The sequence below is a fragment of the Desulfomonilia bacterium genome, assembly GCA_036567785.1.
GTDB lineage: Bacteria > Desulfobacterota > Desulfomonilia > UBA1062 > UBA1062 > DATCTV01.
In genome coordinates this window covers 331,235-355,681 of the sequence record DATCTV010000062.1, presented here as the reverse complement: position 1 = coordinate 355,681, position 24,447 = coordinate 331,235, and the positions used below count along the sequence as shown (strand labels likewise).

At 47.1% G+C, this 24,447-nt stretch carries 24 protein-coding genes and 2 tRNA genes; 3 read left to right on the top strand and 23 right to left on the bottom strand.

The window, feature by feature from the left end; all coding sequences use genetic code 11:
- Positions 1 to 18: 18 nt before the first annotated feature.
- From VIS94_17605 to VIS94_17555, 11 genes are all read right to left on the bottom strand, one after another.
- A tRNA-Asp gene (locus VIS94_17605) sits at positions 19 to 95 on the bottom strand.
- 21 nt (positions 96 to 116) lie between these two features.
- Positions 117 to 191: transfer RNA gene (locus VIS94_17600), tRNA-Val, on the bottom strand.
- A gap of 13 nt (positions 192 to 204) precedes the next feature.
- Positions 205 to 546, bottom strand: a complete 342-nt coding sequence (locus tag VIS94_17595; protein HEY9162894.1) for an HU family DNA-binding protein — start codon at positions 544 to 546, stop codon at positions 205 to 207.
- Positions 547 to 639: 93 nt separating this feature from the next.
- Positions 640 to 1,893, bottom strand: a complete 1,254-nt coding sequence (clpX, locus tag VIS94_17590) for an ATP-dependent Clp protease ATP-binding subunit ClpX (protein HEY9162893.1) — start codon at positions 1,891 to 1,893, stop codon at positions 640 to 642.
- Entirely contained in the window at positions 1,877 to 2,497 is a 621-nt protein-coding gene (gene clpP / locus VIS94_17585; GenBank protein ID HEY9162892.1) for an ATP-dependent Clp endopeptidase proteolytic subunit ClpP, read from the bottom strand. The genes clpX and clpP overlap by 17 nt, the downstream gene beginning before the upstream one ends.
- Positions 2,466 to 3,800, bottom strand: a complete 1,335-nt coding sequence (gene tig, locus VIS94_17580) for a trigger factor (protein HEY9162891.1) — start codon at positions 3,798 to 3,800, stop codon at positions 2,466 to 2,468. Before tig ends, clpP begins: the two co-directional genes overlap by 32 nt.
- A 107-nt stretch (positions 3,801 to 3,907) precedes the next feature.
- Complete coding sequence (locus tag VIS94_17575) at positions 3,908 to 4,651, bottom strand: methyltransferase (protein ID HEY9162890.1); 744 nt, start codon at positions 4,649 to 4,651, stop codon at positions 3,908 to 3,910.
- Positions 4,638 to 5,102: a nucleoside-diphosphate kinase gene (gene ndk, locus VIS94_17570; protein HEY9162889.1), complete on the bottom strand. Its 465-nt coding sequence runs from the start codon at positions 5,100 to 5,102 to the stop codon at positions 4,638 to 4,640. The genes VIS94_17575 and ndk overlap by 14 nt, the downstream gene beginning before the upstream one ends.
- Positions 5,099 to 5,848 (bottom strand): nucleoside-diphosphate kinase, encoded by a 750-nt coding sequence (locus VIS94_17565; GenBank protein HEY9162888.1) that lies wholly within the window; start codon positions 5,846 to 5,848, stop codon positions 5,099 to 5,101. The genes ndk and VIS94_17565 overlap by 4 nt, the downstream gene beginning before the upstream one ends.
- Positions 5,849 to 5,937: 89 nt before the next feature.
- Positions 5,938 to 6,522 carry a hypothetical protein gene (locus VIS94_17560; GenBank protein ID HEY9162887.1) on the bottom strand — a complete coding sequence of 195 codons (585 nt, stop codon included), beginning with the start codon at positions 6,520 to 6,522 and terminating at the stop codon, positions 5,938 to 5,940.
- Positions 6,522 to 7,052 (bottom strand): dCMP deaminase family protein, encoded by a 531-nt coding sequence (locus tag VIS94_17555; protein HEY9162886.1) that lies wholly within the window; start codon positions 7,050 to 7,052, stop codon positions 6,522 to 6,524. The genes VIS94_17560 and VIS94_17555 overlap by 1 nt, the downstream gene beginning before the upstream one ends.
- Before the next feature lie 233 nt (positions 7,053 to 7,285).
- Here VIS94_17555 and VIS94_17550 point away from each other — a divergent pair, with 233 nt between their 5' ends.
- Both VIS94_17550 and hcp read left to right on the top strand, forming a co-directional pair.
- On the top strand, positions 7,286 to 7,612 hold the full coding sequence (locus tag VIS94_17550; GenBank protein HEY9162885.1) for a cupin domain-containing protein: 327 nt from the start codon (positions 7,286 to 7,288) through the stop codon (positions 7,610 to 7,612).
- A gap of 23 nt (positions 7,613 to 7,635) precedes the next feature.
- The gene (gene hcp, locus VIS94_17545; protein HEY9162884.1) at positions 7,636 to 9,261 is read left to right on the top strand and encodes a hydroxylamine reductase; all 1,626 of its coding nucleotides are present in this window, start codon (positions 7,636 to 7,638) and stop codon (positions 9,259 to 9,261) included.
- Positions 9,262 to 9,325: 64 nt separating this feature from the next.
- On the opposite strand, the gene VIS94_17540 is transcribed toward hcp, so the two are convergent.
- The 12 genes from VIS94_17540 to VIS94_17485 form a co-directional block, all read right to left on the bottom strand.
- Positions 9,326 to 11,116 carry a long-chain fatty acid--CoA ligase gene (locus VIS94_17540; protein ID HEY9162883.1) on the bottom strand — a complete coding sequence of 597 codons (1,791 nt, stop codon included), beginning with the start codon at positions 11,114 to 11,116 and terminating at the stop codon, positions 9,326 to 9,328.
- A gap of 184 nt (positions 11,117 to 11,300) precedes the next feature.
- Positions 11,301 to 12,212 (bottom strand): hypothetical protein, encoded by a 912-nt coding sequence (locus tag VIS94_17535; GenBank protein ID HEY9162882.1) that lies wholly within the window; start codon positions 12,210 to 12,212, stop codon positions 11,301 to 11,303.
- Between the two features lie 62 nt (positions 12,213 to 12,274).
- Positions 12,275 to 12,637 carry a hypothetical protein gene (locus VIS94_17530; GenBank protein HEY9162881.1) on the bottom strand — a complete coding sequence of 121 codons (363 nt, stop codon included), beginning with the start codon at positions 12,635 to 12,637 and terminating at the stop codon, positions 12,275 to 12,277.
- Between the two features lie 25 nt (positions 12,638 to 12,662).
- Positions 12,663 to 12,974, bottom strand: a complete 312-nt coding sequence (locus tag VIS94_17525) for a hypothetical protein (GenBank protein HEY9162880.1) — start codon at positions 12,972 to 12,974, stop codon at positions 12,663 to 12,665.
- 95 nt (positions 12,975 to 13,069) lie between these two features.
- Entirely contained in the window at positions 13,070 to 14,536 is a 1,467-nt protein-coding gene (locus VIS94_17520) for a M20/M25/M40 family metallo-hydrolase (GenBank protein HEY9162879.1), read from the bottom strand.
- A gap of 33 nt (positions 14,537 to 14,569) precedes the next feature.
- Positions 14,570 to 15,328 carry an amino acid ABC transporter ATP-binding protein gene (locus VIS94_17515; GenBank protein HEY9162878.1) on the bottom strand — a complete coding sequence of 253 codons (759 nt, stop codon included), beginning with the start codon at positions 15,326 to 15,328 and terminating at the stop codon, positions 14,570 to 14,572.
- Positions 15,325 to 16,293, bottom strand: a complete 969-nt coding sequence (locus VIS94_17510) for an ABC transporter permease subunit (GenBank protein HEY9162877.1) — start codon at positions 16,291 to 16,293, stop codon at positions 15,325 to 15,327. The genes VIS94_17515 and VIS94_17510 overlap by 4 nt, the downstream gene beginning before the upstream one ends.
- A gap of 46 nt (positions 16,294 to 16,339) precedes the next feature.
- Positions 16,340 to 17,134 (bottom strand): amino acid ABC transporter substrate-binding protein, encoded by a 795-nt coding sequence (locus VIS94_17505; GenBank protein ID HEY9162876.1) that lies wholly within the window; start codon positions 17,132 to 17,134, stop codon positions 16,340 to 16,342.
- Positions 17,135 to 17,195: 61 nt separating this feature from the next.
- Positions 17,196 to 18,101, bottom strand: a complete 906-nt coding sequence (locus VIS94_17500) for a patatin-like phospholipase family protein (GenBank protein ID HEY9162875.1) — start codon at positions 18,099 to 18,101, stop codon at positions 17,196 to 17,198.
- A 15-nt stretch (positions 18,102 to 18,116) separates the two neighbouring features.
- Positions 18,117 to 19,184 carry a 3-isopropylmalate dehydrogenase gene (locus VIS94_17495; GenBank protein ID HEY9162874.1) on the bottom strand — a complete coding sequence of 356 codons (1,068 nt, stop codon included), beginning with the start codon at positions 19,182 to 19,184 and terminating at the stop codon, positions 18,117 to 18,119.
- Positions 19,185 to 19,278: 94 nt separating this feature from the next.
- Positions 19,279 to 19,962, bottom strand: coding sequence for an MBL fold metallo-hydrolase (locus VIS94_17490; protein HEY9162873.1), 684 nt, complete (start codon positions 19,960 to 19,962; stop codon positions 19,279 to 19,281).
- 41 nt (positions 19,963 to 20,003) lie between these two features.
- Positions 20,004 to 23,900, bottom strand: a complete 3,897-nt coding sequence (locus VIS94_17485) for an FG-GAP-like repeat-containing protein (GenBank protein ID HEY9162872.1) — start codon at positions 23,898 to 23,900, stop codon at positions 20,004 to 20,006.
- 203 nt (positions 23,901 to 24,103) lie between these two features.
- Between VIS94_17485 and VIS94_17480 the strand changes: the two genes are divergently transcribed.
- On the top strand, positions 24,104 to 24,445 hold the full coding sequence (locus tag VIS94_17480; protein ID HEY9162871.1) for a phage holin family protein: 342 nt from the start codon (positions 24,104 to 24,106) through the stop codon (positions 24,443 to 24,445).
- Positions 24,446 to 24,447: the final 2 nt, after the last annotated feature.

Sequence of the window (24,447 nt, the reverse complement as noted above, 5' to 3'; positions counted from 1 at the left end):
CGGTATGGATCCGGAATCTGGCGGGAGCGACGGGACTCGAACCCGCGACCTTCGGCGTGACAGGCCGACGTTATAACCATCTTAACTACGCCCCCGCGTATCTATATCTATTTTACTGGTAGGCGGAACAGGGTTTGAACCTGTGACCCTCGGCTTGTAAGGCCGATGCTCTCCCGCTGAGCTACCCGCCCTGAATCTAATATGCTACTTCTTGTTAACAGCTTCCTTGAAAGATTTCCCGGCTCTGAAGCGAGGAGATTTGGATGCTTTAATTTTTATAACCTTTCTTGTCCTTGGATTTACGCCCTGACGCTCTGCCCTTTTCACAATTTCGAACGTGCCAAAGCCGACCAGTGTTACCTTATTGCCTCTGGCAAGGGCTTCCGTGATCGCCTCCGTGGCTGCATTTATCGCTTTTTCCGCCGCAGCCTTGGGCAACCCGGCTTTACCTGCAACAACCGCTATCAATTCAGTTTTAGTCAAGGCATACCTCCTGTGGAAATAATGTTTTTTATTATTGCGTTCACCCGCGTCAGTACCTAACAGCTATTGCAGGTGGTGTCAATACCTTAAATGCTCTGTTTATCACATTTTACAGGCAAAATGATTTAATATTATCTTGCCCTGTCCATGCAACTCTTATGCCTGCTTCGTGTTTCTCTCGAAAACAATTAAAGGCTGTATGCCTTTTAATATAACTTCCTGCGATATATGGCATTCCTTGACGCCGTTCATATCCGGAATATCGTACATTATGTTCAGCATTACGCTTTCCATGATCGACCTGAGACCTCTTGCGCCTGACTTGCGTTTCATCGCCTGTTCAGCGATAGTCTTAAGCGCATCCTTGCTGAAAGTGAGTTCGACTCCTTCCATTTTCATCAGCGCCTGATACTGCTTCACCAGTGCGCTCTTGGGTTCGGTGAGTATGGCTATAAGGGCTTCCTGGTCAAGCTCGTGTAGTGTGGAAATGACAGGCACCCTGCCGACGAATTCGGGAATCATACCGAATTTGATGAGGTCTTCAGGCTGTATATTTTTCAATATGTCACCGATGTTTTTATCTTTTCTGCCCTTGACCTCGGCGACAAAACCGATTGTTTTCTGGTCCATCCGCTGTGATATTATCTTGTCGAGCCCTATAAAAGCGCCGCCGCAGATGAACAGTATGTTCGAGGTGTCAACCCTTATGAATTCCTGCTGCGGATGTTTTCTCCCGCCTTTTGGCGGAATTGAAGCCAGAGTTCCCTCGATAAGTTTCAAAAGGGCCTGCTGGACACCCTCTCCTGACACATCACGCGTGATGGAAGGGTTGTCGCTTTTCGATGCTATCTTGTCTATTTCATCTATATAGACGATGCCCCTCTGCGCACGGTCAATATCGTAATCGGCGTTCTGAAGAAGGTTGACGATTATATTCTCGACATCCTCTCCGACGTAACCCGCCTCTGTCAATGTCGTTGCGTCGGCGATGGTAAAAGGAACGTCGAGTATTTTCGCAAGTGTCTGAGCAAGAAGCGTTTTGCCAGAGCCGGTGGGTCCGATCAGCATTATGTTGCTCTTGTTGATCTCGATTCCGCCGATATTAGTACCTGCTTCTATCCTCTTGTAATGGTTGTATACGGCAACGGAAAGTATCTTCTTTGCAGACTCCTGACCTATCACATATTCATCAAGCACGTTCTTTATTTCCGAAGGTTTCGGAATCTGGGACGAGGATGAAAAATGTGTGTATTCACCCTCCTCTTCGGTCAGTATCTCGTTGCACAGAGATATGCACTCATCGCAGATATAAACATCAGGGCCTGCAATCAGCTTTCTGACTTCTTCCTGTGACTTGCCGCAGAAAGAGCATCTCAGGCCCGGCCTGAAATGGTCATTTATCTTTGGCATCTGCCTTGCCTCCTTCTGTTGCCAGCTGTCTCTTGGCAATCACGCTGTCCAGTATACCATATTCTTTGGCATCCTGGGGAGTCATGAAATAATCCCTGTCAGTATCCAGTACAACCTTTTCAATCGGCTGTCCGGTATGATGGGAGATTATGCTGTTCAACTCGTCCTTCATCCGCTGCATCTCTTTCGCCTGTATGGCCACATCGGTCACCTGCCCCTGCACTCCTCCCAGCGGCTGGTGAATCAGAATGCGGGAATGCGGCAGGGCATACCTCATGCCCGCCTCGCCGGCAGCCAGAAGCACCGCCGCCATGGATGCGGCCTGGCCTATGCATATTGTCGACACCTTGGACTTTATGAACTGCATGGTGTCATAGACTGCCATTCCGGCCGTCACAGAGCCGCCCGGCGAATTGATATAGAAGTAAATGTCCTTGTCGGGGTCTTCCGACTCGAGAAAAAGCAGCTGCGCAACCAGCAAGTTTGCTATGTCATCGTTTATCTCGCTTCCGAGAAGAACAATCCTGTCCTTCAGAAGCCTTGAGTATATATCGTATGACCTTTCTCCCCTGTTAGTTTGTTCCACTACTATCGGAACCAGCATCACCTTCTCCTTCTGCCGAAGCAGCAGTGTCTTCTGTTACATTGGAATTTTCGATAACGTAGTCGAATACCTTCCCCTCCAGGAGCTGGAACCGTATCTCATCGAGTCTGCCGCTTTCTTCGAGGCCTTTTCTTATATCCTCAAGCGGCATATTGTAAGTATTCGCCATCTCCTGTAGTTCTTTATCGACATCCTCTTCGTCAACCTTAATATCAAGTTTTTTCGCAATGGCTTCAACAAGAAGCGATTGCTTTAAAATCTGCTCGGCCGAAGAAAGGGTCTCCTCTCTTAGGGCATTCGTATCAGGATAGACATCCTGAAGCTTTACTCCCTGGGACGCAAACCTTTTCGCCATTCCCTGAACCATCATGGTGGCCTGAAGTTTAATCATGGATTCGGGCACTTCCACTTTATTCTCCTCGACAAGCTTTGCAGCGACCCTTGAATAGACTATGCCCTTCAGTTTTTCAGCCGCCCTTTTCTCAAGCTCGGTCCTTATCATTTTTTTAAGATCTTCCACGGTCGGGGTATCTTCCCTTACCTTTTTCGCGAAATCATCATTAAGTTCAGGCATTACCCTGTGTTTTATGGAAACCACCTTCAGGGTGAGGCTTACGTCCTTTCCCCTAAGCTCTTCGATATAATGATTATCCGTTATTTTCGTTTCGTATGTCTTCTCCGCGCCCGTCTTCATTCCGAGAACCATATCCTGTGCGCCCGGAACAAAGCTTCTGTTACCGGCATCCACGGTAACTTTTGTCCAGTTCAGCTTTTCATGATCTGCCGATGATATATCTGATATTACATAGTCGCCCTTTTGGACTTCATAATTCTCATCCGTAACATCTTCCATTGTAGAGTATGATTCCATGAGTGATGTTATGGCCGTATCCACATCCTCGTCCTTCACTTCGAAAACGGGCTTTTTCAGATCGAATCCTGTATATTTTTCAGGGTTGATTTCAGGCTTGACGTCGAACTTTGCAGTGAAGGTGAAGTCCTCGTCATCTTTAGGGTCTTCGTTATCGATCTCAGGCATGGATACGACAAACAGCTCCTGCTCCCTGACGGCATTGTCATAGTTTTCCGAAACGAGCTTTTTCGTGAGTTCGCCTTTTATATAGCCGCCGTAATATGTATCAATAATATTCTTCGGGGCCTTGCCTTTTCTGAATCCCTTTATAACCACTTCCTGGGCAACTTCCCTGTAGATATCATTTTTTACTTTCTGAACTTCTTCCTTCGGGACCGTCACGGTCATTTCTTTCTTGGTGCCGGAAATTTCTTTGATTTCTACTTTCATTTTGCATCCTTTCCACTTTTTCTTTTCAAACAGACTGAGTTTTACACCTACTATTTACATTTGCCGACAAGGTCAAGGTTTTTTCGGCAACCCTCAAAAATTTGGATTCATTTTTCTGAGAATAACAAAGCCGCAAATACACCCCGTGTTTCTCCGGTGTAATTCTTACCGTTGGTATAAATATAAAATGGTTTTTCTATATGCAATTCGGCCCCTGCTCCCTTGATTCCCTTGACAAGAAACAGGCTTGCGCGGCTTTGAGGATGCGAGTGTATCATTATGATTTTCTTGGGCTCGATATTATTTTTTCGCATCGTGCAGATCATATCAGGCATGCGCCAGACAGGATATATCGCATAAAACCTCCCGCCGTCATCGATCATGCGGCCTGCGCAGGCAAGCATCTGCTCGAGAGTCAGCTTTATCTCGTGCCTGGCCAACGCCTTTTCGTCATGCGGATTAACTCTGCCGCTTCCCATCGGCCGGTAAGGCGGATTCACGACAACCGCATCATACGGCCCGCCTGAATAATCGTTTATATCGCATCTGCTGATCTTCACTTTTTTTTCAAGACCGTTCATTGCGACCGAGCGCTTCGACATCTCTGCAAGAGCTGGTTGTATCTCGACACCCGTCATATTCATATTTTTGACCCCTGCCAGCAGTATTGATACAACGCCCGAACCGGAACCAATTTCGACAACCGATGTTCCTTCTGTTTCATCAACAAATGCTGCAAGAAGATATGAATCAATGGAAAAACGGTAGCCTTTTTTCTTCTGGATTATTGTGAGGCCGCCGACTGTGAGTTTCCCGGCGGTCTCGTCGGGTTTTACTTCAGGGTTTTGCATCGATAAAGATTACTTCATCCAGCTTTCTGTTATAAGAAAATAATTCGGCATCCATGAAAAAACGCTTCAACTCTATTTCTGCAGACTCGATGCTGTCCGATGCATGCACCAGGTTTGAGCGGATGCTCATGGACATGTCGCCCCTTATCGTACCGGGGGAAGCCTCCCTCGCATTCGTAACCCCGCACATCGACCTTGTGATCCTCACAGAATCGATGCCCTCTATGCATACGGCGATTATCGGGGCGGACATCATGAACTCGGCAATCCTCTGGAAATACGGCTTGTCCCTTAGGTGTGAATAGTGCTCTTCAAGCAGGGGAAGGTCCAGCCTCAGCATCTTCATGCCGGTTATTCTAAGGCCCTTGTCCTCGAACCTTGAGATGATCCTTCCTATCAGGCCCCTTTCAATCGCATCAGGTTTTATCAGCAGAAGAGTTCTTTCCATCACGCCTCGCTTGTATTTTTAACTTCCTTGTTGATGAGATATTTCGCAACAATGGATTCAAAAGGTGTTTTGCCGGGCTTTCCCTTGCTGAGGCTTGCAAGCGATTCATAATCGCTCTTCCAGACGATATCGCCGGGCGCGATAAAACAGAGGCTATCCGGCTCATATGTAAGGAAAAGCTTTCCGTCTTTAAAATAGTAATGCTCCTTGCTTACTATTACCGGATATGGCTGCATTAGCGGCGGAATATCATTCGGCTTGAACCAGAGTTTGATTTCCCTTTCGGCATCTTCCTTGTTGGCGGATGCGTGGATGAGATTGTCCATCCTGTCGCTGATGACATTTCCCGCAGCATCCTTGATAGGCACTATGGTTCCGAGCGACCTTATGCAACCGGGCCTTTCGTCCCTTGCTATATGGGGATTGGTGTTGCCTGCAATCTTCCTGATCTTCTGGATTGCATCCTCTCCCTGGTACACAAACGCCATGACCCTTCTTTTCCACTGGTCTTCGGGATAGTGAATCTGACCCGTTATGTATTCAAGCAGCGAAGGGAAGAACGCCTTGCCCCTGTGTTCGGCATAATGCTCTTCAGCGAGCATCCTGTTGACGCTTACTATCTTTGTTGCGGCAAATCTCAGGCCCGTATGGAATTCCGAAAGCATTGACAGGATATAACCTGTCAGTGAATTTTTCATGGCATCAGGCTTTATGAGCACCAGTGTCTGTTCGAGGTCTTTTAGCGGCATGCAGCTCTCCTTGATTGTTGGTTTATATTACTTTTTCCCGCACTTATATGCAGAATGCTTCTTATGTCAAGAAGCCATATCCTTATAATCTAATAAGGCCTTTCGACCTGGCCGTTGGTTGAGACCCTGTCGCCCTGCCAGACGCCGCGGTAAGGGACTGCAACACCGTCTATTGGCATGAAGGCTATGCATAAAATCCTGAAGCCCATCTGGATATCCACGTCGAAATGGCCCTGATGCTTCATACCTACAGTGAGTTTTCCCTGATAGTTCGGTGAAACAAACGCCGTTTCAAGAGGTATGCCGGAGCGTATCATGGTGGTGCGGGGCCTGATGTATGCAAAAAGCCAGGCAGGCAGATTCACCTGCTCTATCGTCTGAAACAGCAGGTAATCCCCGGGTCTTATTCTGAACACACCGTCAGGTGAATCATTTATGTCCATGAGTTTCTCTATTTCAGGTGTTACTCTTGAACCGCGCATCAGTTCTGCCCCGCCGGCGGGCTTGTATATTGCACCGAGCCTCAAATCCAGTGTCGTGCCTTCGATGCCTTCGGTCTGATCCGAAGCAAGATTTTCGACAAGCGGCTTAGAAATCATTTTGCTGGTTTCATGATCTTCAACTTCGACGCCGATTTTCAGCAGCTCAAGTATCCTGTCCGCGCCCAGAACCATTAGACTCTCCTCCTTGATGTGTCGGGGTTCAGGAAATCGGCGGCGTATTCTATCTTGTCCGCAATTATGACAAGCCTCTCGACCGTCGTATTGCTTGAGGCAAGGACCTCTTTCCAGTATTTGTCCCTTTCCGGTATGGGCGATTCGTACGCATGCTCGTAAACTACACGGCTTATGCCTGACATGACGATGAGTTTTGCGCAGGTGATGCAGGGCTCAAGCGTGCAGTAGATAGTAGCGCCTTCGAGTGAAACACCTTTTTTTGCCCCCAGCGCTATGGCATTCGCCTCTGCGTGCGCCGAGCGGCACATGTCGTATTTGGTGGCCTCGGGCCACTCGACCGACCTCCTGAAGCATACCCCGTCGTCAACACAATGGCCCTGTCCGGGAAGGGCGCCGTTGTACCCTGTTGCAAGTATCTGCCTGTCCTTTACTATCACCGAGCCGGTAGGCCGTGAAACGCATGTCGAACGCGAAGCGGCGAGCTTCGCAAGCATCATGAAATATTCATCCCATGTAGGTCTCTTCACTTCAGGTTCTCCTGAAAAGTATATTTTCCCCCGGAATTGTGATATGAAGGGGATATCGTGTGCTGCCGTTCCGGAATAGAATTTCAATAACTTTATCAGAACTGAATATCAAAGCAAGATTTAGGTTTTATTTTTCTTTGTTAATTGATTTTTTTAATCCCGGCTTGACCCAGGTCAAACCCTTCATGATTCTTTCATGTTATCAGATGGCAACAAAAATGAAGGAGTGAAAGATGATAAACCTTTATGAAGACATTCCGTATGAAGCTGAAGGATTGGGAAAAAGGCTTCTTGTTAACAGGGAAGATATCAGAATCGTCCAGGTGGCCCTCAAGCCAGGTCAGTCCGTACCGGCACATAAGACGGACGGCAATGTCAATATCATTGTTCTAAGGGGAGAGCTTGACATCCATGTGACGGACAATAAACACACCGCAAAGGAAGGGGACATGACAAGCATCCCTGCAGACACGCAGATGCAGGTGAAAAACGAATCAGCCGGTAACGCGACATTCCTTATTATAAAGACGCCGAAATCCGGAACCAGACTTCAGATGTAAAATATCAGACAAGGAGGAATATCATGTTCTGTAACCAGTGTGAACAAACGGCCAAAGGGACCGGATGTAACATATCCGGAGTATGCGGGAAAAAGCCCGAGGTATCAGCCCTCATGGACAACCTCATCTTCGGACTGAAAGGTTTGTCGGTTTACGCGAACCTATTAAGACGGGAGGCAGGGATCGTAGACGACATTGTCAACCGTTACACGGTCGAAGCCCTGTTCAGTACGATAACGAATGTAAACTTCGACCCTGAAAGACTAGTCAAACTTCTGAAAGACTGCCAGACTCTGATCGTCTCAACAAAGGGCCTCTGTGATAATGAAGGCGTAAAAGTCCCCCAGAATGAATACACAACCTGGACACCCGGCAATGACATGGTTGAAATGATCGAGAAAGGCAACGCTCATGGAATAACCACCTGGAATGCCGATCCGGATATACTCTCGGCAATAGAAGTGCTGCTATTCGGAATAAAGGGAATCGCCGCCTATACAGACCATGCGTTCATACTCGGGAAAAAGGATGATTCGATATTCGGATTCATTCATAAGGCTCTGGCCGCAATGACAGACAGTTCGCTTTCGCTGAATGACTATGTGGGGCTTATCCTCGAATGCGGAAAAGTAAATATAAGGGCCATGGAAATTCTTAATAGCGGACATAAAGAACATTTCGGTACTCCGGTCCCCACACCGGTCAGCTTCGGGACAAAGGCCGGCAAGGCAATCCTTGTCTCGGGCCACGATCTGCTTGACCTTGAATATCTGCTCAGGCAAACCGAAGGCAAAGGCATTTTCATATACACGCACGGTGAGATGCTTCCAGCTCACGGGTATCCGGAGCTGAAAAAATATCCCCACCTGGCTGGCAACTACGGCAGCGCCTGGCAGAACCAGCAGAAGGAATTCCCTGAGTTTCCGGGCGCAATCCTCATGACGACCAACTGCATCCAGAAACCGGCTGAAAGCTATATGAACAATATCTTCACTACAGGCCTTGTCGCATGGCCTGGTGTAAAGCACGTCACAAGGAACGATTTCTCGGCTGTGATAAAGCGCGCCCTTGAATTGCCGGGATTTCCCGAACAGCCTGGCAAGGATATCATGGTCGGGTTCGGACATGACGCCGTGCTTGGAGTTGCCGATAAGGTCATAGAAGCGGTCAAATCTGGCGGCATAAAGCACTTTTTCCTTGTCGGCGGCTGCGACGGCGCCAAACCTGGACGCAACTATTATACTGAATTTGCCGAGAAGGTCCCTGAAGACTGCATGATACTTACTCTCGCCTGCGGGAAATACCGGTTCAACAAGCTGGAATTCGGCGATATAGGAGGCCTTCCGAGACTGCTCGACGTCGGACAGTGCAACGACGCCTACTCCGCGGTCCAGATCGCAACTGCCCTGGCGGGCGCTTTCAATTGCGGTGTTAACGACCTGCCGCTTTCATTCATCCTCTCGTGGTATGAACAGAAGGCGGTTGCGATACTGCTTTCGCTCTTTTATCTGGGTATTAAGAACATCAGGCTGGGGCCAAGCCTCCCCGCCTTCGTTTCTCCGAACGTGCTTAAATTCCTGGTGGAAAACTTCAATATAATGCCGGTTTCAACTCCGGATGAAGACCTGAAAGCAATACTCGGAAAGTAATAAAATAAAAAATAGTGCGGCATAACCGCACTATTTTTTATTTCTTAATCAGATCCCAGCTGGTTTATGCGTACAGCGAATCTATCATATCCTGATACTTTTTCAGCACCTCGCGGCGCTTGAGCTTCAGGGTAGGCGTGAGCATTCCGTTCTCGACCGTGAAACCTTCCGAGAGAAGAAGTACCCTTTTCGGCAGTTCATAGCTTGCAAAAGTCTTTTTGAGATGTTCGGTGATTTCATCTTCGTACATTTTTATAACCTTCGGGTCTTTAACAAACGCCTCTTTATCTTCCGGCAGGCCTTTTTCCTTCGCCACCTTTTTCATGACAGCGAAATCAGGGACTACAACGCAGACGGTATAGGGTTTGTTCAACCCGAATATCATTGCCTGCTCAACGCTTCCAAGCAGCTTTATTTCCTCTTCCATTGCCGAAGGGTACACGAATTTGCCGTTCTCGAGCTTGAACTGCTCTTTAATGCGGCCTGTAATATACAGGAATCCGTCCTTGTCAACATAGGCCCTGTCACCTGTTCTAAGACCGCCGTCCTCAGTCATTGTGGCCTTCGTCTCTTCGGGCTTGTTGTGATATCCCTTCATGACATTCGGACCGTAGACAATCAGCTCACCGTCCGTGGCATCGGGATCCATGCCGGTCTTGTCTATGACAAGCTTGACCTTGTCAATGGCCTTGCCGCAGCTGCCCACCTTAAAATCGGCTGGTGTATTGACCGTTCCGGCAGGCGAGATCTCAGTCATTCCCCATGCCTCGTAAACAGGCGCGCCAATATCGAACATGAACTGCGCGATATTGGCGCTCAGCGCTGCACTCGAGCTGATGGAAAGCTCTAAATTTCCGCCGAAGAGTTCTCTTAATTTGCTGTAAACGATCTTATCGACCAGCTTGATCTTAAGCGCGTTAATAAGGCTTGACTTTCCCTGCTTTGCGAGTTCACGCTTCTTTTTGTTCTCTTCCGTTCCCATGTCGAACAGCTTCTGTGCAAGGCCGCCCTTATCCCTGATTTTCTGCTGGATGCCGTCATATACCCTGTTGAATATCCTAGGCACGGCGACAAGCATTGTAGGTTTGACCAGCTGAAGATCGCCAACGATAGTTGCCGGGCTCTCGGCGAATCCGGTCGAGCCGCCAAGCATCAGAAGGGTATTGAGTTCCGCAGTCTGCCCGTATGAATGGGCCCAGGGCAGGAATGACAGTGTACGTGTCTTGTCACTCAGCATATGGAATGCCTTGCGAAGGGCATGGACCTGACTTGAGAAATTGCCGTGGGAGAGCAGAACACCCTTGGGATTGCCTGTTGTACCTGAGGTGTATATCAGACCCGCGATATCTTCCGCGGTAGGTTTAAACGACGGGACAATGTTTTTGAACCCGTTTTCCATAAGCTCCTTATAGCTTCCGGGACCTGTTTCGTTGATTATGAATACATGTTTGAGGGTATCTATCTCATTTTTCCATGTAAGGGCCTTCTCATATATATCCCTCTTGGAAACAAACAGCACTTTCACCTCGCTGTCCTTGATGATGTATTTCCACATGGAATCGAGCTCGGCCTCATACATGGGGACATATCTTGCGCCTACACCATAGGATCCGTAGCAGCATACAGCCCATTCCGTACGGTTGTTTGCAATGATGCCCACGGCGTCACCTTTCTTGATTCCCAGACCGGCAAGACCACTCCTTATCCCGTCAACCATATGGTTAAACTCAGAATAGGTTATCCATTCATACTGGCCGCTGGAGTTTTTTGTGCCGAAGAGCTTATTGTTCGGGTACTTCTTTACGCTTTCCTCGAGAATCTCAACTAAATTATCCGGTTTATCCAGTTCGTACATTTTGTTACCTCCCGTATATAAAAATATTTTTATTTTTTTTGCTGTTAACGCCATACTGCCCGGTAAGCAAATCAACATAGCTTCTAGATTTGTTGATATTATAATCCTGTCAAAGATGCTTGAACAATAAGACCTTATTAAAGATAATACTATTTTCAAAAAAAGAAAGTCCGAAACCCTGATATTATTTTAAGCGCCTCGAACTTTTCAGCTTATCATATACATCAGGATAGAGTTTCCCCATGCAATCGGGACACAGGCCATGGGACATGTCTGCATATGAATGATTCTGGATGTACACGGCGACATCCTCCCAGAAGCCTTCATCGTTACGTATTTTTTTACAATGCATACATATCGGTATGATACCTCGAAGGGTCTTGACCTCTTCCAGAGAAATCTGAAGTTTCTGCTTTTCCTCTTCAAGCTGCTGTGCGTTCTTTTTAAGGGCATCGGTATTCTTTTCAGTATGAAGCACATAAACGGTTATAGGCATGAGGCTTGCAAAAATGACGCTTGCAAGAAAATAAAGAGTCTGTTCGGGTGACTGATTGAAATAAAAATGCTCTTCCCAGGCCGAATCGAAAGAATCCGTTACCGCCCTCATCAGTCCGGTGAGGGCATAGCCTGCAAACACTATCATTCCCACTAATCTTCCTGAACTGTATATTTTTCTGTCAAGCCCGTACATAATAAAGGCGCCGTACCCAAGCCCGAAAACCATAGAGGCCGCACTGCTTTGAAGGGCAATAATATTTTTTTTCAGAATCAATACACCGAAAAGGGCTATTATAAAGAATACGGCAGCTGATAATGCAAACATACCTACCTTTGTACGAGGATTGCTGAAAACACTTATGCTGAAGGCAAAGAAAGGCCATAAAAAGCTCAAAAGGCAGATATACAATTTCCATATCATAGGATTGCGGGAGCCTGAATACGAGAAACCGGCAATGTTCACCAGAATCATATAAATCGTGGCGAAAGTAAAAAAAAGAGCCGCCTTTGAATCCGTGTTCTTCCAGAGTATCAGGTAATAAACGAGTGAGAACAGCTCTATTATATAAAGCACAACAGTCAAAGTCGGAATACTCATCTGATCTAACACCCGGAAACCCTACAGGAAAATATTATTCAATATCAAGCAATTTTTGACTGTTAATCCTCATTCTGCTGTTCTGTTTCGCTTTCAGAAGAAGATAAGGGGGGTGCAGATACCGATATGTCCCATGAATAAGAATGACTCTTGCCCTTCTGATAAAAATTCACGGTCAACTCATGCATGCCGATATCATCCATCTTCGGCGAGTAGAAGAAAATGTTTTTTGTCTGAGAAGCCAAAAGTTCCCCGTCAAGATACCATTCAAATCCCGAGAGGTTCTCTCCCACTATGCCGAATCCAGTTACGGTATTGGTGGCGACCATTTTTGTAGGTTCGAAGTTTGTGGGAAAAGGAAAGTAGCAGCCTGAGAGAACAGTACACAGAATAACCGGAATAGTGATTAAATATAATTTTCTCATGATTTGCTCCCTTAAATTGTGAGGTTTACTGGACATTGATTAACCATATCCGGTTCTCGGTGCTGCCACGAGGCCCAGTCACTTCCAATGTCATCTGGAATATCCCCTCTTTGTCGGGTGTAAACGAATAAGCAAGCCCGGTTGCTATATCTTGAACTTTGTCGAAATATTGAAGAGTCCATTGAGCATGGCATGTTGACGGAAACACAACCGCACTGAATTCCAGGGTATCTCCCCTGTCCATGGTTATTAAAGAGTCTGAAGGTGATGATGAAACTATGCAGCCGCCAAGAATCAACATCGAGAGAAACAGTGCTATCAGAACGATTTTTTTCATATGACCCTCCCAGAAAAGTGATTGAGCACGTGCACGGATGCAAATTGATAGTATAATTCTAGCACATGGTTTTTTGATATGCAATTTTTATAGTATTAATTCTTCTGAACCTCCTTCATTATCTGAGCATAGAATTGGATCATTTTTATATAGGCATCGACAGGGGTACGCTCGTTCGAAGAGTGTTCTGAATCAATCTCATCATCTGTCAGATAGAGCGGCAGGAAGCCATATACATCCGGTGTAAGCACCTTATAGAACCTCGAATCCGAAGCTCCATTGTTGATGTAAGGAGAAAACAGCAGTGTTCGGTCATCCTTGAGTATCTGGCATGTCGTTTTCATAAGTAGTTTGTAAGCAGGAGATGTAACACTTGAAACCGGTGTGGGATCGTTTTTTACGGGCCCGGCGACGATCTTGACCCGGGGATCATCAATGACTTTCTTTGTCCTCGCAATAACCGACTCAACCGTATCGCCCGACCTTATCCTGAAATTAACCTTTGCACTCATCCTCTGTGGGATGATATTTTCGGCAACGCCTCCTTCAATCATCGTCACCGCAATAGTCGTCCTCTGCAAGGAATCCATGAAAGGATCCTCCGAAAGTATGGATTTAACAAGAGGTCCTGTCAGCCATGTGTTTTTCAGCACGAAACTGAGATATGTCGGCATCTGTGGAGTAAGCGGGATAATCATCGTCTTTACGAGCTTCAGGTCGGCCGGGAACTGGTTGTTTTCAAGTCTTGTGATGGCCCTTGCCAGGATGCCTGCCGGTCCATGCTGCCCGGGCGCTGACGAATGGCCGCCTTTATCCTCGACTATCAAGTCCAGGGTCAGATATCCTTTCTCTCCTATGGCGATGCCTGCAATGGGGCAGTTGACGCCTATATCGGGAAATCCGTCCGTCTTGACCGCCCCGCCCTCGTCGAGTACGAATTCGGGTGTGACGCCCTCCGCCTTGAGCCGTTCAGCAATCTTTGCAGCCCCGGCATAGCCGCTGGTCTCTTCATCGAAACCAAACGCGAGATATATCGTACGATCGGGTTTTACCCCCTGATTCAGAAGTATTTCAATCGTTTCCAGCAGAGCCGTAACAGATGCCTTGTCATCCTGAGATCCCCTGCCCCATACAAAACCTTCAGCAATCGCCCCGCTGTAGGGCGGATATTTCCAGGTGTTTTCCGTACCCGGTTCAACAGGCACGACGTCCATATGTGCTATGAATATGACTGGCTTCAATGATGGATTGCTTCCCTGCCACTTGAACAAAAGCGCATATTTGTTTATGACCTCGAGATTCAGGTTTTTATTTACCATCGGAAACGCGGTTTTCATCCAGTTCTGCATATCAAGGAAAGGCTTGTCGTCGAACGGCTTTCCTTCTTCCGGAGATACAGTCTTGAACTGCACGGCTTCGCTCAGGTGCTTTAATGCGAGGTCTCTGTCTACTTTTACGGGATCGACCTTCGGATACTGCTCCACCTTGCCCGCATGCGCACAGGCGGCTATGAGCATGGTAACAAGTAATAAAATGAATATCCTTCCAATTGCATGCTTCATTGTAAACTCCTTGAATTTTTTTAAAAAACCCTATCAAATTACCTTTGCAAGAAACGCCTTGATGCGGGGATGCTCCATCGTATCCGAGAAAAGATCATCCGGATGACCCTCAAATATGAAGCGGCCGTTATCCATGAATATCACCCTGTCGGCAAGCTCCCTTGCGAACCCCATCTGATGCGTCACGATCAGCATGGTCATACCCTCTTCCGCAAGAGCGTGTATTGTGTTCAGCACCTCGCCGACAAGCTCCGGGTCGAGCGCCGAAGTCGGTTCGTCAAAGAGCATTATCATGGGCTGCATCGCGAGAGCCCTTGCGATCGCCACCCTCTGCTTCTGTCCCCCTGACAGGAAGGCCGGATATGTATTCTCCTTGTCAAGGAGCCCTACCTTTTCCAGCAGAGACAGTGCGATCTCTCTTGCATCCGTCTTCTTAATCTTCTTGACGGTCACAGGGCCTTCCATGACATTCTCGATTACCGTCATATGAGGGAACAGGTGAAAGTGCTGAAAAACCATGCCCACTTCCGATCGCAGTCTGCAGATATTCTCCTGTTTGTCGAAAACGAGTCTTCCGTGCTTGTCTCTTTTATATCCGGCTTCTTTTCCGCCCAGGAGTATCTGCCCTTCATCGATTTTTTCCAGAAAATTAATCATCCTTAGAAGAGTCGATTTCCCTGACCCCGAAGGTCCTATGATTACGATCTTCTCGCCCTTTTCGATATTGAGGCTCACATTATCAACGGCTATGAGATCGCCGAATCGCTTGATGACATTCTTAAGTTCAATCATCGGTTTTCATAGACCCCCAGTCTGTCCTCGATCCGTTTAAAAACCAGTGTGAAGATGCTGGTCATGATAAGATAAATGATCGCAGCCTGAACCAGAATGAATATGTTGAATGTCGCATTGAATATCTGGTCTGCCGAACGCATCAGCTCAACCATGGCAATGGTCGAGACAAGGGCGGTATCCTTGATGAGTGCTATGAATTCGTTTCCAACTGGCGGGACAAGCCGTTTGTATGTCTGCGGGATTATGATTCTTCTCATCGCCTGAGCGTATGTCATGCCTAAGGACTTGGCCGCCTCCATCTGTCCGGATTCGATGCTTTCTATCGCACCTCTTATTATTTCAGCCAGATAGGCGGAATAGTTTATCCCGAGCCCAAGCACAGCTGCCGTAAAAGGTTTAAGCGTGATTCCCAGCTGCGGCAGTCCGTAATAGATGAAAAACAGTTGAAGCAGAAGGGGTGTCCCCCTGAATATCCAGATATACAGCCAGCAGATATAAGAAAGAAACCTTACCCTGCTTATCCTCCCCAGGGCTGCAAAAAGCCCTCCGATCGGGGACACAAGCATGGTTACAAAAACAAGGATGAGGGTCATGGCAGAGGCCTTCATAAGGGTCGGCAGATAGGTATTCATGTCCTTGATGAATCTGAGCCATCCGGGTGTCATAGCCGCATCAGCCTGAGACATGAGATTTTTTGCCTCGAGGTTGTCCGGATAAAGACCGAGCACTTCGGCACAGATGCCTGATGCTTTCGAATATTCACCACGGCTGTAGTATATCCTGGCGGCCTCAATCCTTGCACGCACGAAGGCGCCGGGGTCATTACTGTCATGAGGGGCCGGGACAGCCTCGAAAAATCCGAGCGCATCGTCAAGCCTGCCTTCCTGCTGAGCCTTCGTGCCTTCCGAGAGCAGTTCGACTGCTGACGGAGCCGCATCAGCCCTTAATGATAAAAGGCAAATAAATATCAATAGAACAGAGGACGCGAAAAAGACCGCGCTATTATATTTACTTATTTGTCGTGATATCATCCCCGAACCATTTTATTGATATCCTCTTCATAGTCCCGTCTGCAAACATGGAATCAAGCGTCATCTGAACCTTGTCCCTCAACGCCGCATCCGATTTTCTGAAGCCGATGCCGATAGGCTCCGATGTTAGAGGCTCAGGCAGAACCGCATATTCTCCAGGACGCTGAGAAAGATAATACCGCCCTACAAGCTCATCAACGGCAAGGGCATCTATCCTGCCTATTTTCAAATCCATAAATGCGGATGTATTCTTGTCATAGCGCTTTACTTCTCTGAACTTTATATTTAGCTTCTTGAGCGCCTCTTCCGATGTGCTTCCCAGCTGGACACCCACGACATTCTTAACATTGAGGTCCTTGACGCTCTTTATTTTTTTGTTGCCGGCCTTTACGACCATGATCTGCTTTTCGAGTATATAAGGATTTGAAAACAAGATCTCTTTTTCCCTTTCAGGGGTAACCGACAGCGCCGACCATATCATGTCGAACTTGCCGACCTTGAGCGACATTATAACGCCTTCCCATGCCGTAGGAACATGCTTGACCTTTATGCCAAGGCGTCTGGCTACTTCTTTCGATGCGTCGATATCAAATCCTACAAGTTCGTTTTTTTCATTGCGGAATTCCATCGGCGGAAATGCATCATCAATCCCTATTAAAATTTCCCCCTTTGCCTTAACCTTGTTCCATGAATCATCCGCGGCCTGAATGCTTCCTGAAACACTCATAAGAGCTGAAATGCACAGGATCGCAAATATAAGCTTTTTCTTCATATGGATTCCTCCTCGGTTGGATATCTGCCGTTTTTTAAAACAAATATCATATCTTTACAATCTATTGTATTCTGCCCTGACTCCTTAGCTTGTCTGTGATGGACTGAATCTGAGGAATGGCAGCCATAGCCGCCTTTTCCCCTTCAAGGATCGCCTCGTTCCTTTTTTCCAGTTCGGCCGAACCTATATGGCCAACCCTTGGTCTGATGACGACATCTGCATTATTGAGCTGGTACATGGATATCTTTGCATACATAATGTCTATCGCCTGAAGTATCGTATCCATAATTCCCTCCGGCACCGCCTCACCTACTCCCCCAGAAATATCCACTGCAATCACCACATCCGCGCCCATCCTTCTGGCTGCATCGACCGCAACAGGGCTGACAACGCCCCCGTCCACATAAGTCCTGCCTGAAATCGATACGGGCTGAAAAATTCCGGGAATCGATGAACTTGCCCTTACCGCCTTCCCCGCATTTCCTGATGCAAAAACCACTTCCTTGCCTGAAGCAAGGTCAGTGCTGACTGTATAAAATTTGATCTTGAATTTCTCGATAGGCGTATTGCCGAGGCTTTTATTGATAAAATTTTCCAGCTTTTCACCTTTGATAAATCCGTTTTTAGGAATTGTCAGGTCAACCACATCGCTCTTTTCAATTTTCATTGACAGGGCCTGAAGGTCATATGCCTTGTAGCCGTAGGCGTAAAAAGCCCCCACGACACTGCCCGCACTTGTACCTATTATGAAATCTATAGGCACTTTATTGGCCTCCAGGACCTTGAGCACTCCGATGTGCGCAAATCCCTTTGCAGCGCCTGCGCCGAGGACAAGGGCAATTTTAGCAGGCTTTGGCGGAATAACCTCCACTACCGGTGTTTTTGGAGGTGTCCTGATCAACGAACATGCCGAAGCCGAAATCATCACTGCACATAAAATCAGACAAATAATTTCTTTTCTTTTCATTCTGCACCACCTTTTTTATTCCGAGACATAAGCGGCAACCCTGTCCCCGACCTCGCTTGTCGTTATGCCCATCTGGCCCGCATACTGAGACTTCATATCCTTCGCGATAACCTTCATGACAGCCTTTTCTATTCTGGAAGCAGCCCTGTCCTCTCCTAGAAATTTTATCATCATCTGAGCGGCCCCTATTGCAGCAAGGGGGTTGATTGCGTTTCTGCCCGTCCACATCGGGGCCGTTCCGCCTATCGGTTCGAACAGGCTCACGCCCTCCGGATTAATGTTTCCGCCTGCGGCAATTCCCAGACCGCCCTGTGTAATGGCTGCCAGATCTGTAATTATGTCCCCGAACATGTTTTCCGTGACGATCACATCAAACATCTCGGGGTTGGAAACCATATAAAGGCATGTCGCATCTACATGGTAATATTCACGTTTTATATCCGGGTACTCTCTGTCGCCCATTTCATTGAACACCCTGTCCCAGAGGCCGAACACATTTGTAAGGACATTGGTTTTTCCTACGAGCGCGAGTGTTTTGCGTTTCGAGTGTTTTCTCGTATATTCAAATGCATATCTCAGGCATCTTTCAACCTGGAAGTAGCTGTAAAACATCTGTTCAACAGCTGCTTCATGAACAGTCCCCTTCATGGAAACGCCGCCCATCCCCGAATAGAGACCGCCGGAATTCTCCCTTATAACGGTGTAATCAATGTCTGCAGGGCCTTTATTTTTGAGCGGCGTTTCAACATTCGGATACAGTTTCACAGGCCTCAGATTGATGTACTGATCCAGTTCAAACCTCAATCTCAATAATATCCCTTTTTCAAGAATCCCCGGCTTGACATCGGGATGACCGATCGCTCCAAGATAGATTGCATCGAATTTTCTGAGCTCGTCGATAACCCCATCGGCAAGTATTTCGCCGGTTCTTATAAACCTTTCACCTCCGAAATCATAATTCGTAAAATTGATTTTAAAACCTTCGGCAGCTGCAACTGCATCAAGCACCTTGACACCCTCAGCGACAACCTCGGGGCCTGTGCCGTCACCCGGAAACACAGCGATATTATACGACCTGATCATAATTTCTCCTTCTCTGCACAGTCCTGCAGTGAGAAGATACTATTAATTAATCTGTTTGAAATCCAGTCGAAATTACTTTTAAAGAAATGCTTTTTTATCCGGCATAAGTATCGAGATAACGCTGAATGTAGCTTTTTACCCTTTCCCCGGGTTTGATTATTCCGAAATGACCCTCGCATAGTATGTCCGATTCAAGACCGATTACTTTCTCCATGGATTCTCTCCACATCGCGATGTCGGAATCGAAATCGGCATGGAATGGGCCGTGAATATCCTGGCCGAAGAGAATTCTCTGCCCGTAATCGTCAATATAAAATACAACCGAGCCCGGTGTGTGGCCCGGGGTATGAAGCCAGCTGATTTTTTTGTTTCCGATATCAATTACACCTTCAGCCCCCTTGAGCCTGAAATCGACCCTGGTTTTTGGAAGTCTTACGCCATACCATGTTGATGCTGTCTTCTTCGGGTCTCCGGATTCTATCGCATCTGAATCAAGTTCATGGGAATATACATTGAGCTTATACTTTTCCTTGAAGAATGCGAGGGCCCCTATATGGTCAACATGGCAGTGCGTAAGCAACAAACTTGATAATCTGTACGGGTCAAGACCGGTTTCTTCAATATTTTCGATAATTAATTCAGCGCTTTTTCCGGCTCCGCAGTCGATCATGCAGAGTTCATCACCGCAGTCTATTATAAATACAGAGGCATCTTCGGGGTTTGAAATATCAGCCCCTCCGACCATGTATATTCCCTGTGCTATCTTTTCAGATTCCATAACTTAACAAGAAAGGGGGGATTTTATTCCCCCCTTCATCTTTACAGGTTTATAGCTGAACTGATGAAGCACAATCCTCCTCCGCCGCCTCCATCATCACCGGATGCGCTTTCATCCAGAACAAGTTTGCCGTCACCGCCAATTCCACCCGATATCGGCAGCTGTGAAGTGTTTCCAGCCTCATCTTTTGTAATAACGGCATAATATGCATAATCATCGGACATCTTCACATAGACGGTTTTTCCGCCTGTGATAGGTGTAATCTGTTTGACAAGGACCGCTCTGGAAATGTTGCCCAGGTTGATAGGCTCCGAATAGCCGTAAATGCTTATCGACTTGGCCTTTCCGTTATACCCGTCATCCCCCGGGCATTTGAACTGCATCTCACCGTCTTCCCATTTATATGAGGTTACAGCTGCCGGAGCAATCCCGTCATGTTTAAGGTTGGATGTCGTCATGTTGTCATGCCCGTATGTCGGCCATGAAGGTTTTTCGCTGTATTTACCGTCAGTGTCCCAGACAAATATCCATCCTTCCCTCGTTACGACGGCAAGCTCATTAAGACCGTCATTATCAATATCATCTACTGCGGGAGTCGTCATTACCCAGCCGGCTGAAAGTTTGGGAAATCCGGGTTTATCCATGCCATCTTCTCCGAATGCGTGGATCAGATAAAGACCCGAGCCAGAAATTATATCAGGTATGGCGTCTCCGTCCACATCAGCTGCTGCAGGCTCCGAATACATCACATAGTCGTCGATTGTACGCGGGAACGCGTCAAGGAACTTCCCTGTCTTGGGATCCCATACCTGTATGATCTGGTTATATGGAAGATTCATGCCTGCCAGACCAAGGTTAGCAGCGGCAAGAAGTGTGACGCCGCCTTTTATGATCTCTGGCTTGCCATCACCGTTGATATCTCCAAGTGCGATACTGTCAAAAAAATTAAGGGCCAGCGTCTTGTCGCGGATTCCAACCGCATTCTTGCCCATCGGCCCCTGATCCATTTCCTTTAGAATTTTACCATCCCCGTCAATAATTGTTGTTTTTGCTGCGGTAAATGAAGCGACAACTTCGTCGGAACCGTCATTGTCATAGTCATATGCGACCGGTTTTGAGGATGGTCCCAGCTGCGGCAGGATGTCTGGCATGAGTGATTCCACTGCCACCGGCCAGCCGGATACGAATGCCGTGCTGTCGGCCCTCTGTCCATCCATGCCGTTCAATGCGCCGGTGTTCCTTATTGCATAGATCATGCAGTTCTTGGAAATAAAGCTGCTGACAACATCCAGCACAAACGGGAAGAAAGCTGACGGGACATTGCTCAGGTCAAGTGATGATTTTTTGCCGTTTCGCGGCACCGCCTCATTAGTTGCTACTATCAGTTCGGGTTTTCCGTCGCCGTTTATATCGGCCACACAGGGCGAATAAATAATCTTGCCCCCGACAGAACTGCCCTTGGCATAAACCGGCCAGCCCCTTACCTTTGAGCCATCCGAATGCCATGCATAAAGCCTCTGGTCGCCACTTCCGACAATGATCTCTTTCTTTCCATCACCATCAAGATCAAACAGAACGGGCGCTGCCATTGAACCTGCGCCGAGAGGATTATCCTTATTGATCTTCCCGTCCGCCACATCCTTATAGAAATTGGCGCTAAAATCCTTCGGTTCGAATTGTCTCTCTCCTGTCGCCTTGAAGCAGTATAATTTTTCCCCGGCAACAGCTACGATTTCCTTGATCCCGTCATTATCGATATCGGCGATAGAGGGCGTTACGAATGTCTGTCTGAATGGAGTACCTTCTATTCTCATATTATGTCTGGCTGATATTGAGAACTCATCGGCTGCAAATTCAATGGCCTTGCCATTGACGGTATATGGCGTGCCGTCATGTCTGAATATCAGAATTCTCCCGTCGGATGTGGCAATGATGACCTCTTTCAGATTGTCACCGTCAAGGTCTTCAAATCTCGGCGATGCATCTCCGCCGACGCCTATATATTTCGGCCATCCCTCGTGAAGTTTTTTATCTTCATGGATGAACATTGTCCTTCTGTCCTCTGGATAAAGGTAAGGATAATAATAGCTTGAATCCATCTGTTCATTGGCCCTTATCCTTATCGTGAACATGTGCCTGTTTGCCTGGATGTTGGCATCGGTCGGCTGCTTTTCGTCAGGTGTATTCGGGTAATACGAAAAATCCATTCCCGGATTGAATATTTTCTTGATAACGCTCAGATCAATATTTGCAAGCTCGATGTCAGTACCTGTCGAATTGCCTCTTGCTATCACGACAAATTTATCTTCAAGAGGTTCGATTCCCTGGGCAGCCTCGATAATCCAGCCTGAATTGCCGTTTACCCCCGGCAGCACATCGCCCCTGATTACAAGCCTGTCCTTGCGCGGATCAAGGTAATGGTTCCAGGATGGTGATGTTATCCTGACTACAGGGGGGATCAGTCCTTCATCAAGGGCCTTGATGGCATGATAAAGATTCACTCTGCCATAACCGAAATGCTGATCCCATCCAAACTGGGAAGCATCTGGCGAGCCTATTGAACCACCGTTTTCAGGCAGAACATCCTCGCATGTAAGAGTTATGAGCTGTTTGATCTGATCGGGATGAAGCGGCATGCCGTTTTTATAGTCACGAATGATACCGAGCTTTTCCCTGCCCTCAACAGTGGCCCTCATCCTCTTTGCATGCGATATCAGCAGGCCGCCTGCTCCTGATGACAATGAGGTTGATTGAGATCCTGACGGTACTTCGAAGTTGATCTGGTTTTTGCTGCCGAACTGGCAGAGGTTTGAATTTCTGAAATATGTAGTGGGTTTCAGGATATTCTCAGGTAAAGGATAGGCATCAGATACCGTACCTGAGCAATATACGGGTTCATTGAGGTAAGTCGGGAAATTATGGTTGGCGCTGTTTATATCGGACGAGACCATAAACAGGACAAGCCCCCATTTGTCATAGGCCTCCTTGAAGGCGGCCTTGCATATCCCCGAGTTATTGAGTCCTCCCAGTGCGCCTTCCAGGACATTCGCCCCGTTTCTGGCGGCATACAGTGAGCCTATTCCAAAATAGTTCGTATCCTGGACAAAGGAATCCCATGTCTTCAAAGGCATGATCATGCAGCCCGGGCAAACCCCCGAACCGCCCGTGCCATTGTCCTGTTCGGCACCGGCGCCCTCAGCCTGGCCGTTCCCATGTTTTTCGGCAGCTGAATAACTGGATACATCCTCAGGGTCGTTGTCGTCTTCAAAGAAGTCCCATCCGCATATATCGTCTACAAAACCGTTGTTGTCGTCATCTATACCGTCTGAAAAAACCCTGATGAGATCCTGGGGTGTCAGCCGGGATATATCATTTTCAGCCATATATTTTGCAAGCAGCCGTATATGTGCAGGTTTATCCGGATTAAGACTCATTACGGCATATTCATAATCCTTTACATTGAAGATACCGTCGGCAATTTTATGATTATCGATTTTGTCAACCCACACAAGCTTCCCATTTCCGTTTTTCACCATAATCCTTTGGACATCCCATATGGGCGCAAATGACACGGGATCCCAGTCAGGGGCATAATTGATCAGTTCTCCCTTGTTGAGATTCCATTTATAACGGAGGTCTTCATTACTCCATGTCGCACCGGTATCGAGAATTGCTATCACTACGGATGGATCCCCTTTTTCTATATCCCATGCAAGATCAACTGACGAGCCGGAAGGCTGAGAGTCACCTTTCTTATGTTTGGGGTTCCTGGGATCGTTGTCATTATATTTTAAAGAATAATTAATATAAGTTTCAGTGCTTCCGGGACCGAACAACTCGATTTGCTTCTTGAACCCTGGATCGTTAGGAACATATGCCAGGGCGATGCTTCCGAAAATCAACGTTACAGAAAGTAAACAGACAGTAATTCTTTTCATGATGCCTCCTTCCGATAAAAATTAATAAATAAACCTGCATTGCATTGTTCTTATCGGATGCCATACAGATTCTCGTTGCCTGCCTTTCATACTTGTCTGAAATCTGCTTTCTTAACTAATCAATATTAACCATCAAAATGCATTTGTAAAGACATATTTAATATGTATTTACGCTGATGATGATTTGATATAAAGTTGTTTTCATGACAAATTTTCTTATCAAATGGGCTGTGTCCGCAATCTCGCTTGCAGTTGCTGCAAAACTGATAAAAGGCATCAATATTGACAGCGGCTGGACGCTTCTTGTAGCCGCACTGGTAATAGGCCTCCTGAACGCGACACTGAGATGGTTTCTGATCATCCTTACGCTGCCTATAAACATTCTCACACTGGGACTTTTTACCTTTGTAATTAATGCCGTTATGATTATCCTGGCATCCAAACTGGTAGACGGTTTTCAGGTTGTCGACTTCTGGACAGCTTTTCTAGCGGCCATACTAATGTCCATCGTGGGATTTTTTCTTAATATCCTGTTTGATTCCTGATA

Coding starts and splice junctions, on each gene's coding strand:
- clpX (HEY9162893.1), bottom strand. CDS start 1,893: ATGCCAAAGATAAATGACCATTTCAGGCCGGGCCTGAGATGCTCTTTC.
- clpP (HEY9162892.1), bottom strand. CDS start 2,497: ATGCTGGTTCCGATAGTAGTGGAACAAACTAACAGGGGAGAAAGGTCA.
- tig (HEY9162891.1), bottom strand. CDS start 3,800: ATGAAAGTAGAAATCAAAGAAATTTCCGGCACCAAGAAAGAAATGACC.
- VIS94_17575 (HEY9162890.1), bottom strand. CDS start 4,651: ATGCAAAACCCTGAAGTAAAACCCGACGAGACCGCCGGGAAACTCACA.
- VIS94_17565 (HEY9162888.1), bottom strand. CDS start 5,848: ATGCCGCTAAAAGACCTCGAACAGACACTGGTGCTCATAAAGCCTGAT.
- VIS94_17560 (HEY9162887.1), bottom strand. CDS start 6,522: ATGGTTCTGGGCGCGGACAGGATACTTGAGCTGCTGAAAATCGGCGTC.
- VIS94_17550 (HEY9162885.1), top strand. CDS start 7,286: ATGATAAACCTTTATGAAGACATTCCGTATGAAGCTGAAGGATTGGGA.
- hcp (HEY9162884.1), top strand. CDS start 7,636: ATGTTCTGTAACCAGTGTGAACAAACGGCCAAAGGGACCGGATGTAAC.
- VIS94_17540 (HEY9162883.1), bottom strand. CDS start 11,116: ATGTACGAACTGGATAAACCGGATAATTTAGTTGAGATTCTCGAGGAA.
- VIS94_17535 (HEY9162882.1), bottom strand. CDS start 12,212: ATGAGTATTCCGACTTTGACTGTTGTGCTTTATATAATAGAGCTGTTC.
- VIS94_17530 (HEY9162881.1), bottom strand. CDS start 12,637: ATGAGAAAATTATATTTAATCACTATTCCGGTTATTCTGTGTACTGTT.
- VIS94_17525 (HEY9162880.1), bottom strand. CDS start 12,974: ATGAAAAAAATCGTTCTGATAGCACTGTTTCTCTCGATGTTGATTCTT.
- VIS94_17520 (HEY9162879.1), bottom strand. CDS start 14,536: ATGAAGCATGCAATTGGAAGGATATTCATTTTATTACTTGTTACCATG.
- VIS94_17515 (HEY9162878.1), bottom strand. CDS start 15,328: ATGATTGAACTTAAGAATGTCATCAAGCGATTCGGCGATCTCATAGCC.
- VIS94_17505 (HEY9162876.1), bottom strand. CDS start 17,134: ATGAAGAAAAAGCTTATATTTGCGATCCTGTGCATTTCAGCTCTTATG.
- VIS94_17500 (HEY9162875.1), bottom strand. CDS start 18,101: ATGAAAAGAAAAGAAATTATTTGTCTGATTTTATGTGCAGTGATGATT.
- VIS94_17495 (HEY9162874.1), bottom strand. CDS start 19,184: ATGATCAGGTCGTATAATATCGCTGTGTTTCCGGGTGACGGCACAGGC.
- VIS94_17490 (HEY9162873.1), bottom strand. CDS start 19,962: ATGGAATCTGAAAAGATAGCACAGGGAATATACATGGTCGGAGGGGCT.
- VIS94_17485 (HEY9162872.1), bottom strand. CDS start 23,900: ATGAAAAGAATTACTGTCTGTTTACTTTCTGTAACGTTGATTTTCGGA.
- VIS94_17480 (HEY9162871.1), top strand. CDS start 24,104: ATGACAAATTTTCTTATCAAATGGGCTGTGTCCGCAATCTCGCTTGCA.